The sequence below is a fragment of the Bradyrhizobium sp. P2_E8 genome, from assembly GCF_056403875.1.
Window position 1 is genome coordinate 1 of sequence record NZ_JBFUES010000211.1, and the last position, 9,104, is coordinate 9,104.

Genomic DNA, 9,104 nt, shown 5'->3' on the forward strand with positions numbered 1-9,104 from the left:
GAAAATGCGTCTGGCCCCGGGCGGCTGGATAGGCTGCAAGCCTAGAGCCGCCCGGTAAACGCTTGTTAAAGAATTAGTTCAAATCAGCCGGCAACGAAGGCGAGCAGGGTGCCGTTGGCCTTGGCCGGCGGCACGACGATGGCAGACCCGCTGCGCAGCGCCGCCGCACCCAGCGCCTTCTCGGTCGCGGCGAGATCGCCGCTGACGAGCACCAGCGCCGCGCCGCCGCGCTCGGAGAGGCCCGCGAGCGGCACGCGGGGATAGCGTTTGCCGAGCTGGTCCAGCGTCAGATAGACGAAGTCGGCACGATCGCCGCCGGAGGGCACGCTGACCGCGCCGTCGGCCTCCGCCTGCGGCTCGCGGTCGATCAGGCGCGCGAGGTGCGCGGCTTCCTTCGCGGGCTCGGGCGTTGCGATCAGCGTCTGCCTGATCCGCTTTGCCGCATTGGCGTGCTTCATCAGCTCGGGAATCCACACGGTCTCGCGGGTCTTGTGCTGGCAGGCGAAGATGCGCACGCCGCCCGGCGCTTCCGCGGTCGGCCACATGAAGGTGCGGAATTTCGCCGCCGAGACCGTGCCATCAGGCAGCGTCACCGGCCGCTCGAAATCGGTCGGGCCGATCGGCGTCAGGCCACGCGCGCGGATTTCCTCCGCGCCGGCGGCGCTGTCGACCGCCGTGAAGGCGATGCGCTCGATGCCTTCGCCGCGCGTGTCGAGGAAGGCGCGGGCCGGCGCATTGTGCTCGGTCGCGGCCAGCACGCCGAGCAGCTCCATGTAGTCCGGGTCGAACATGATGGTGTAGTTGCCGGTGCCCATATGCGCGCTGTGGGTGCCGCGCGGCGAGACCGTGAAGCCGAGCTGCCGGTAGTTCTCGGCGGCCTTGTCGAGGTCCTTCACCATGACCACGGCGTGGTCGATACCGATGACGTTCTTGAGGGCCACTGTGATTTCCCCGCGGCAGATGCAGATTGGATTTGGACGGCACGAGCGGCCGCTGTCCCTGTCTACGCCGGATGGACGATCAAGTCATTTTCAAATCGGCGGGACATGCGGAAATTTCATTCCGCGAAACGCGATATCGACGCGTGATGGCGTCAGCGCGCCTGCTCGATATAGGCGGCGAGGATGGCACGCTCCTCGCTGGTCATTTCGGTGATGTTGCCGGGCGGCATCGCGGTGGACCAGGCCGCGACGCGGCCGATCAGGCGGATGTTGCGCTGGATGTGCTCGGGCGCGTCGAGCAATATGCCCTTCGGCGCGGTGACGATCCCGGCCCAGACCGGTTCGGCCGCATGGCACATGCTGCACCGGGACATCACGATCTCCTCGACATTGGCGACCGTGGGCTGCACCGACAGCGCGCCGGTCTTCACCTCGCGCGGGCCGGCTGCGGAGAGGAAAAGGATCGCGATCACCCCTGCGGCGGCGACACCCCACACCCACCACGGCGATTTCCGCCCGGCATGACGCTCGTTGAAGAAGTGGCGGATCACGGGGCCGAGCGCCAGGATGATCGCGACGATGATCCAGTTGAAGCGCGTGGCGTAGAGCAGGGGATAGTGGTTGCTGATCATCAGCACGACGACGGGAAGCGTCAAATAGTTGTTGTGGACCGAACGCTCCTTGCTGGTCTTGCCGAGCTTCAGATCGGGCGCCCGTCCCGCGATCAGCGCGGCCACGATCTTCTTCTGGTTCGGGATGATCAGCGTGAAGACGTTGGCGACCATGATGGTGCCGATGATCGCCGCGATCTGGTTGAACGCACCGCGGCCGCTCAGCACATGGGTGAAAGCGTAGGTCAGCGCGACCAGGAACAGGTAGCCGCCGATGGCGAACGGCAGCTCGCGCTGCGCAAGCCCGGTGCGGCAGGCGGCCTCGTAGAGCGCCCATGCCAGAGCCAGGCTGAAGAAGCTGAACAGCCCGGCCTGGAATGGCGTGAGGTCGAGGATCGACTTGTCGACCAGGAACAGATCGGCCTCGAGATAATAGACCACCACCATCAGCGCGAAGCCGGACAGCCAGGTGGTGTAGGCCTCCCATTTGAACCAGGTCAGCTCGTCCGGCATCCGGGTGGGCGCGACCAGGTATTTCATGATCCGGTAGAAGCCGCCGCCATGGACCTGCCAGGCTTCGCCCTGCACGCCATCAGGCAGATCGCTCCTGGGTTTGAGGCTGAGGTCGAGAGCGATGAAATAGAAGGAACTGCCGATCCAGGCGATCGCCGCCACCACGTGCAGCCAGCGGAGCAGCAGGCTCGCCCATTCCGATATGATGGATCCCCACATGATCACCCCATCAGGTGCGACACAAATGCCGCAGCTTTGATGACCGCAACCGGCGGTCGTGCCCTTACAATGTGTCGCACCGATCAACGGCATTTTCCAGTACGATGGGGCGCGGCTGATGCACATCGTGCGGGCATGAGCTGATGTGGGATTCGGCAGGCGTTTGACCCGCCGCAGAACGTTTACGGATCGATCGGCGTTGACGTTCGAGACGTGCAGGCCGGGAGGAAGACGACGTGAAGAACCGGATGTCGACCGCGGTGATGTCCGCGGGGTTGCTGGTCGCTTCTGCGACATTTGCGCAGGCCGAGCCGGTGCTGCAAGGCCAGGACGCCTATGGCAATTGGCAGGCCGACAAGCCCGGCACGGTCAGGCTGATCCGGCCGCAGGATCTCGCCCGGCCCAATGCCACGCCCTCGGTCGCAAGCTTCTCGAAGGTGGTGCCGCGTCCGCCGGAGGCCGCGCTTCAGGTGCCGGCGGGCTTCAAGATCGAGCTGTTCGCGGAAGGCCTGCGTGCGCCGCGCATCGTGCGCGTGGCGCCGAACGGCGACGTCTTCGTCGCGGAGACGCGGGCCGGCACCATCCGCGTACTGCGCGCCGGCGAGGGCGGCAAGGTCGCGACCAACGAGGTGTTTGCCAGCGGCCTGCGGCAGCCGTTCGGCATTGCCTTCCTTCCGAACGGCGACAATCCGCAATGGGTCTATGTCGCCAACACCGACAGCGTCGTCCGCTTTCCCTATCAGGCCGGTGACCTCAAGGCGCGCGGCAAGGCCGAGACGATCGTGGCGAGCCTGCCGCATGACGGCGGCCATTCCACCCGCGACATCGTCTTCACGCCTGACAACAAGCGCATGCTGATTTCGGTCGGCTCGCTCAGCAACGTCGCCGAGGGCATGGGCACGCCGCCGGGCGGGATGGATGCGTGGTCGAAAACGCAGCCGCTCGGTGCGGCCTGGGCCAGTGAAACCGAGCGTGCCACCGTGCTGGCCTTCAATCCCGATGGCAAGGAGCGGAAGATCTACGCCACCGGCATCCGCAATTGCGTCGGCCTCGCGATCCAGCCGCAGACCGGCCTGCCGTGGTGCTCGACCAACGAACGCGACGGCCTCGGCGACGACCTCGTGCCCGACTACGTCACCAGCGTGATGGAGGGCGCCTTCTACGGCTGGCCTTGGTTCTATATCGGCGGCAACGAAGACCCGCGCCATGCCGGCGCGCGGCCGGACCTCAAGGACAAGGTGACGATTCCCGACGTGCTGATACAGCCGCACTCGGCCTCGCTCGGCATGACCTTCTATCAGGGCGCGCAGTTTCCGTCCGAATACCAGGGCGACGCCTTCGCCGCCGAGCACGGCTCCTGGAACCGCTCGAAGCGCACCGGCTACAAGGTGATCCGTATCAGGATGAAGGACGGCAAGCCGACCGGCGAGTACGAGGATTTCGTCACGGGGTTTGTGGTGAGTGACACGGAGGTATGGGGAAGGCCGGTGGGCGTAGCCGTGGCGAAGGACGGATCCTTGCTGGTGTCGGAGGATGGCAACGGCACGATCTGGCGGGTGACAAGCACGCGGCAGTGATAGTGCTTTCCCTCTCCCCTTGTGGAGAGGGTGGCTCGACGCGTAGCGGCGAGACGGGTGAGGGGTTCTCTCCGCGAGTCCCTTCGCCAGTTGAGTTCGCAAAGAGARACCCCTCATCCGGCGCCATAGCCGAAGCYTMGCTTCGGCGTTCTTAAGAACGGCGGCCRAWGGCCGCCTATGCCACCTTCTCCCACAAGGGGAGAAGGGAAGGGGCACTGCGCTCTGCCTCGACCTACCCCCGCCTCACACTCGCTCCGCCGTCCACCGGCAGCGTCACGCCGGTGATGAAATTCGCCTCGTCCGACGCCAGGAACAGCGCGGCATTGGCGACGTCCCACCCCGTTCCCATCTTCTTGCGCAGCGGCACCTTGCTGTCGCGTTCGGCTTCGACTTCGGCGCGGGTCTTGTGCCATTCGCGGGCGCGGGTATCGACGGCCATCGGCGTGTTCATCAGGCCGGGCAGGATGACGTTGGCGCGAATGCCGTATTCGGCGTTCTGGTAGGCGAGCTGTTCGGTGAAGGCGATCATCGCCGACTTCGTCGCCTTGTAGGCCACGTAAGGGTAGGTGGTGATCGCGGCCATCGAGGAGATGTTGATGATGGCGCCGCTGTGCTGCGCGCGCATGATCGGGATCACTTCTTTCGCCGCCAAAATGCAGCTCTTCAGATTGATGGCGACGACGCGGTCGAACGCCTCTTCGGTGATCTCTAGCAATTCGGCATCGCCGCCGGACAGGCTGACGCCGACATTGTTGTGCAGCACGTCGATCCGGCCCCAGCGTGTCTGCGCGTCCTTGACCATCGCCTTGATGTCGGCGGCTTTCGTCACGTCCGCCTTGAAGGCTGCGGCGGTGCCGTTCGTCTCGGCGATCATCGCGACGGTTTCCTGTGCCGATTCCAGATGATGATCGACGCACAATACCTTGGCGCCCTCGCGCGCGAAGGTCAGCGCGGTGGCGCGGCCGTTGCCCATGCCTTCGCCGGGGCTCTGGCCGGCGCCGACGACGATTGCAACCTTGTCCTTCAAGCGCATGTCAGTTCACTCCGGGGATCGGGTACTGCTGGAGTACCTCTTTGTAAGCGGGCTCGTTGTCGGCACCTGCGCGGTCCCGCAGAATTGCTGCAGCGCGGCCGTTGCCGATGCCGTCGCCCGCGGCGCCGCCGCCGCTGATGAGCGCCACCTTGCCGGCGAGGCCGGCATCGTCCTCAGGGCCCTGCATCCCGTTTCATCCCGATAATTTCGTGCAAACTAGCAATGGAGTGCGGAGGTGAGAAGGCCGGCCGTCCCGCGTAGATGTCATTGACATCGCATGGAATTGCATGCCGCCGGACGGCACGGCGCGCGATTGAGCGGGCGTGTTGCGGAACCGTTCTACCGAGCTTGCGTTTGTTGCGGGGGCTTTTCCGCGCTAGGCTCTCGCCTGGGGTTTCCCAATCGCCAGTGGCTTGCCGATGAATCTGCTCGATCCACAAGGGCCGGTGGCTGCCGCCAACAGCACCATCCTGGTCGATTCCGTCTTCATCATGCTGGCGATCGTGGTGCCGACCATCATCGCGATCCTGGCGTTCGCGTTCTGGTTTCGCGCGTCCAACACGAAAGCGCGCTTCCAGCCCGACTTCGTCTATTCCGGGCGCGTCGAGATGGTGGTGTGGGCGATCCCCGCGCTCACCGTGATCCTGCTCGGCGGCGTCGCCTGGATCGGCTCGCATCAGCTCGATCCCGCAGCGCCCGTGCCGGGCACCGGCAGTCCGGTCCGCATCCAGGCGGTCTCGCTCGACTGGAAATGGCTCTTCATCTATCCGGACCAGCGCATCGCCACCGTCAACACGCTGACGGTGCCGGCTGGCGCCGAGCTGAATTTCCAGCTGACGTCGTCGAGCGTGATGAACGTGTTCTTCATCCCGCAGCTCGGCAGCATGATCTACACCATGAACGGCATGGTGACGAAGCTGAACCTGCGTGCCGACAATGAGGGCAAGTTGCAAGGTCTGTCGGCGCATTTCTCCGGCGACGGCTTTCCCGACATGATGTTCGACGTCAACGTGATCTCGCCGCTCGCCTTTCCGGATTGGGTCGCGACCACGGCGAAGTCCGATGCCGTGCTGAACGAGGAGAGCTACACGAAGCTGATGCAGCAGGGCATCGAGAGGGGCAGGCCGACCTACCGCCTGGAAGATCCCCGTCTGTTCGACCTGATCGCGACCCAGCACATTCCGCCGGGACCYGGGCCGGAGCTGCTATCCGATGCCGGCCGGCCGCACAGTGGAGGCCACGATGCTCGGTAAGCTCGATTGGTCGGCCATTCCATTTGATCAGCCCATTCCGCTCATCGCCGGCGCCGTGGTGCTGGTCGCGATCCTCGGCGTGTTGATCTGGGTCGTCGTGAAAGGGCATCTGCCGTATCTCTGGCACGAATGGATCACCAGCGTCGATCACAAGCGGATCGGCGTGATGTACATCCTGCTGGCCTCGGTGATGCTGCTGCGCGGCGGCAGCGACGCGATCATGATGCGGATCCAGCAGGCGGTGGCCTACCAGTCGCAGGGCTATCTGCCGCCGGAGCATTACAACCAGATCTTTTCGGCGCACGGCACCATCATGATCTTCTTCGTCGCGATGCCGTTCGTGATCGGTCTGATGAACCTGGTCGTTCCGCTCCAGCTCGGCGTGCGCGACGTCGCGTTTCCGACGCTCAATTCGGTCGGCTTCTGGCTGACCGCGACCGGCGCGCTGCTGGTCAATCTCTCGCTCGTGATCGGCGAGTTCGCCCGCACCGGCTGGCTCGCCTTCCCGCCGCTGTCGGGACTGTCCTATTCGCCGGGCGTCGGCGTCGACTACTACGCCTGGTCGCTGCAGATCTCCGGCGTCGGCACGCTGGTCGCCGGCATCAATCTCGTCACGACCGTGCTGAAGCTGCGCACCAGGGGCATGAACTATCTGCGCATGCCGATGTTCTGCTGGACCACGCTGGCCTCCAATCTCCTGATCGTCGCGGCGTTTCCGATCCTCACCGCCACGCTCGCGATGCTGCTGCTCGACCGTTACCTCGGCTTCCACTTCTTCACCAACGAGGCCGGCGGCAACGTCATGATGTTCATGAACCTGATCTGGGCGTGGGGCCATCCTGAGGTCTACATCCTGGTGCTGCCGGCCTTCGGCATCTTCTCCGAGGTGGTTTCGACCTTTTCCGGCAAGGCGCTGTTCGGCTATCGCTCCATGGTGCTGGCCACCATGGCGATCTGCGTGATCTCCTTCATGGTCTGGCTGCACCATTTCTTCACGATGGGCGCGGGCCCCGATGTCAACGCCATCTTCGGCATCGCCAGCATGATCATCGCGGTGCCGACCGGGGTGAAGATCTACAACTGGTTGTTCACGATGTATGGCGGCCGCATCCGCTTCGCGACGCCGATGCTGTGGGCGGTCGGCTTCATGGTCACCTTCATCATCGGCGGCCTGACCGGCGTGCTGGTCGCGGTGCCGCCGGCCGACTTCATGCTCCACAACAGCATGTTCCTGGTCGCGCACTTCCACAACGTCATCATCGGCGGCGTGCTGTTCGGCGCTTTCGCGGGCTTCGAATACTGGTTTCCGAAGGCGTTCGGCTTCCGGCTCGACGAGCGCTGGGGCAAGCTCGCGTTCTGGTTCACCTTCCTCGGTTTCTACGTCACCTTCATGCCGCTCTATGTCGCCGGCATGCTCGGCATGACCAGGCGCTTGCAGCATTACGACGTCGCGGCGTGGCGGCCCTGGATGCTGGTTGCGGCGGCCGGCATGGCGGTGCTGACGATCGGGGTGATCTGCCAGATCATGCAGCTCGTCGTCAGCATCAGGAATCGCGAGGCCCTGCGCGACCGTACCGGCGATCCCTGGGACGGGCGCTCGCTGGAATGGGCGACCTCGTCGCCACCGCCGGTCTTCAACTTCGCTTTCAGTCCCGATGTGCGCGGCGAGGATGCCTATTGGGACATGAAGACCCATGCCCGGCAGCAATCGCTCGAGCACGAGGTGCCCGAGTATCACGACATCGAAATGCCCCGGAACTCGCCGACCGGCTTCGTCTGCGCGTTCTTCGCCACCATCATGGGCTTTGCGCTGATCTGGCACATCTGGTGGATGGTGATCCTGGGCGGCATCGGCGCGTTCGCGACCTTCGTCGTGTTCGCCTGGCGCGACCATGACGAATACGTCATCCCGGCTGAGGAAGTCGCCCGCATCGACCGCATCAATCTCGAGGAACGTCGCAGCCTCGTCAGCATGGCGGGGGCGCTCTGATGTCGATGACCGCGACTGTCGGCCGTGCGCATGCCGATCCCCATCATATCGGGCTCGTCGTCGAGCATCCCGGGCCGGCGTCGAAGCGGATCGTGACCGCCTACGGCTTCTGGGTCTTCCTGCTCTCCGACATCGTGATGTTCTCCTGCTTCTTTGCGGCCTATGCGGTGCTGTCCGGCCAGACCGCCGACGGCCCCAAGGGCTCGGAAATCTTCGAGCAGCGCAACGTCGCGATCGAGACGGTCTGCCTGCTGCTGTCGAGCTTCACCTGCGGCATGGCCAGCATCGCCGCCGACGTGCGCAACCGGTTCTGGTTCTATCTCGGCATGGCCGTGACCTGCGTGCTCGGGCTGATCTTCCTCGCCATCGAGTTCCGCGAATTCGCCGATCTCGTCGCGCGCGGCTACGGCCCCTCGCGCAGCGCGTTCCTGACGTCGTTCTTCTCGCTGGTCGGCTGCCACGGCCTGCACGTCTCCGCCGGCGTGCTCTGGCTGCTCACCATGATGGCGCAGGTCTTCGCCAAGGGCTTTCGCGCCGACGTGTTGCGGCGGATGATGTGCTTTGCGCTGTTCTGGCACGCACTCGACATCATCTGGGTCGGGGTGTTCTCTGTCGTCTATTTGCTTGGGGGTGGCGCATGAGCGATCAGACCCATGTTCCGGCCGGGCACGATCTCGCGCCGGGCGAGGAAGAGCAGCATAGCGTCGGCGCGCGCATCCTCGGCTACGTCGTCGGCCTCGCACTCGCGCTGCTGCTCACGGCGACGTCGTTCTTCATCGCCGGCACTGACCTGGTCTGGCAGCCTTCCATACCCGTCGCGCTGATCGTGCTCGCGATCGCGCAGATGGGCGTGCACCTCGTGTTCTTCCTGCACATCACGACGGGGCCGGACAATACCAACAACGTGCTGGCGCTCGCCTTCGGGCTGCTGGTCGTCTTCCTCGTGGTCGGCGGCACCGTGTGGATC

General features: G+C 64.8%; 9 protein-coding genes. 5 read left to right on the forward strand and 4 right to left on the reverse strand.

What is annotated here, in order from left to right:
- Nucleotides 1–83: 83 nt before the first annotated feature.
- A complete protein-coding gene (locus tag AC1D00_RS14285) occupies nt 84–941 on the reverse strand; it encodes a VOC family protein (protein WP_477011114.1) in 858 nt (285 codons plus the stop codon).
- Between the two features lie 152 nt (nt 942–1,093).
- Nucleotides 1,094–2,284, reverse strand: a complete 1,191-nt coding sequence (locus AC1D00_RS14290; protein WP_477011115.1) for a urate hydroxylase PuuD — start codon at nt 2,282–2,284, stop codon at nt 1,094–1,096.
- 236 nt (nt 2,285–2,520) lie between these two features.
- On the opposite strand from AC1D00_RS14290, the gene AC1D00_RS14295 reads away from it, so the two are divergent.
- Nucleotides 2,521–3,861: a PQQ-dependent sugar dehydrogenase gene (locus AC1D00_RS14295; protein WP_477011116.1), complete on the forward strand. Its 1,341-nt coding sequence runs from the start codon at nt 2,521–2,523 to the stop codon at nt 3,859–3,861.
- Between the two features lie 232 nt (nt 3,862–4,093).
- On the opposite strand, the gene AC1D00_RS14300 is transcribed toward AC1D00_RS14295, so the two are convergent.
- Both AC1D00_RS14300 and AC1D00_RS14305 read right to left on the reverse strand, forming a co-directional pair.
- Nucleotides 4,094–4,894 carry an SDR family NAD(P)-dependent oxidoreductase gene (locus AC1D00_RS14300; protein WP_135177022.1) on the reverse strand — a complete coding sequence of 267 codons (801 nt, stop codon included), beginning with the start codon at nt 4,892–4,894 and terminating at the stop codon, nt 4,094–4,096.
- 1 nt (nt 4,895) lies between these two features.
- Nucleotides 4,896–5,081: a hypothetical protein gene (locus AC1D00_RS14305; RefSeq protein WP_477011117.1), complete on the reverse strand. Its 186-nt coding sequence runs from the start codon at nt 5,079–5,081 to the stop codon at nt 4,896–4,898.
- Between the two features lie 232 nt (nt 5,082–5,313).
- On the opposite strand from AC1D00_RS14305, the gene AC1D00_RS14310 reads away from it, so the two are divergent.
- The 4 genes from AC1D00_RS14310 to cyoD form a co-directional block, all read left to right on the forward strand.
- Nucleotides 5,314–6,147, forward strand: coding sequence for a cytochrome ubiquinol oxidase subunit II family protein (locus AC1D00_RS14310; protein WP_477011118.1), 834 nt, complete (start codon nt 5,314–5,316; stop codon nt 6,145–6,147).
- Nucleotides 6,137–8,137 carry a cytochrome o ubiquinol oxidase subunit I gene (cyoB, locus tag AC1D00_RS14315; RefSeq protein WP_135177024.1) on the forward strand — a complete coding sequence of 667 codons (2,001 nt, stop codon included), beginning with the start codon at nt 6,137–6,139 and terminating at the stop codon, nt 8,135–8,137. The genes AC1D00_RS14310 and cyoB overlap by 11 nt, the downstream gene beginning before the upstream one ends.
- Nucleotides 8,137–8,778: a cytochrome (ubi)quinol oxidase subunit III gene (locus AC1D00_RS14320; RefSeq protein ID WP_135177025.1), complete on the forward strand. Its 642-nt coding sequence runs from the start codon at nt 8,137–8,139 to the stop codon at nt 8,776–8,778. Before cyoB ends, AC1D00_RS14320 begins: the two co-directional genes overlap by 1 nt.
- The coding region (gene cyoD, locus AC1D00_RS14325) for a cytochrome o ubiquinol oxidase subunit IV (protein ID WP_477011119.1) at nt 8,775–9,104 on the forward strand (330 nt) is incomplete at its 3' end. The genes AC1D00_RS14320 and cyoD, both read left to right, overlap by 4 nt.

Coding starts and splice junctions, on each gene's coding strand:
- AC1D00_RS14305 (WP_477011117.1), bottom strand. CDS start 5,081: ATGCAGGGCCCTGAGGACGATGCCGGCCTCGCCGGCAAGGTGGCGCTC.
- AC1D00_RS14300 (WP_135177022.1), bottom strand. CDS start 4,894: ATGCGCTTGAAGGACAAGGTTGCAATCGTCGTCGGCGCCGGCCAGAGC.
- AC1D00_RS14320 (WP_135177025.1), top strand. CDS start 8,137: ATGTCGATGACCGCGACTGTCGGCCGTGCGCATGCCGATCCCCATCAT.
- cyoB (WP_135177024.1), top strand. CDS start 6,137: ATGCTCGGTAAGCTCGATTGGTCGGCCATTCCATTTGATCAGCCCATT.
- AC1D00_RS14290 (WP_477011115.1), bottom strand. CDS start 2,284: ATGTGGGGATCCATCATATCGGAATGGGCGAGCCTGCTGCTCCGCTGG.